Source organism: Microcoleus sp. A6-C6 (genome assembly GCF_036705955.1).
Taxonomy (GTDB): Bacteria; Cyanobacteriota; Cyanobacteriia; order Cyanobacteriales; family Microcoleaceae; genus Microcoleus.
The window spans coordinates 1-1035 of sequence record NZ_JAUBVR010000195.1 but is presented as its reverse complement, the minus strand read 5'-3'; the positions used below and the strand labels follow the sequence as shown (position 1 = coordinate 1035).

The 1035-nt window shown below is 44.0% G+C and carries 1 protein-coding gene; it reads right to left on the bottom strand.

Features of this window, described 5'->3' with window-relative positions:
* Positions 1-227: 227 nt before the first annotated feature.
* Positions 228-911 (bottom strand): response regulator transcription factor, encoded by a 684-nt coding sequence (locus tag QUB52_RS29175; protein ID WP_321161666.1) that lies wholly within the window; start codon positions 909-911, stop codon positions 228-230.
* Positions 912-1035 lie beyond the last annotated feature (124 nt).

The window sequence follows — 1035 nt, the reverse complement described above, 5'->3', positions numbered from 1 at the left end:
GATGCTATATCTGCCCATTTTTGTGACTTATTTATGCCTTCTTTAATTCCCCAATCTTAGACCTGAATCCTTACATTAAACCAATTTGGAAAATCAATCCAACAATATTAGTAGGTGTGTCGCCATAAATAGTTCTCCCAAAAAAGACCTAAAATCGAGGGAGCGACGCAAAGCGCGAGAATATTTGAATAAACAAATTAAACTAAAAGTGTTGTAGCAAGAATTTTTTAAATTGGTATTACAACGGAATCTGATTGCTTGAGACGATAGCCCATACTGTGTACAGTCTCAATTAAATCTTCAGCGGCTCCCGCAGCTTTGAGTTTTTGACGCAAACCTCTAATGTGAACCTTGACCGTATTTTCTTCTGGTGGAGATTCCAACGACCAGACGTGTTCGATCATGACACTTCGACTGAGAACACGGCGACCATTTCGCAACAAAAGTTCCAGAAGTGCGTATTCTTTTGGCGTGAGATGGAGTGGAGTGTTCCCGTAGGTGACTTCATAGGTGCTGGGGTTGAGCCGAATTTCTTCCCATTCTAAAATCGGCCCAGAATTGCTATTACCTCGACGCAATAAGGCTCGAATCCGAGCAAATAGTTTTTGCAAGTCCACGGGCTTGACCACATAATCATCAGCCCCAGCATCAAGCCCATTAATTTCATCACTGAGAGTGTCACGGGCTGTGATCATCAGGACAGGCATAGTATAGCCGTGCGATCGCAATCGATGGCAAAGGCTAATTCCATCAAGTTCTGGTAACATCAAATCTAGCAACAGCAAATCATAGTTGAGCATCTTTGCTTGATGCCATCCAGATTCCCCATCGGTAACTATATCAACAACATAGCGCTGGTCTGTCAGGGCTTCTGCCAAGGTTTCTGCAAGGCGCAGATCGTCTTCAACCAAGAGAATCCTCATAAGCAAGAGGCTGGGGGAAAGTACAAAGCCACCTAGTCAATTACCCATCATCAATCGGAGTACCGATATGATGAGGGCTTGTGTCTACGCTCCACCGCAATCCTGAAAACCT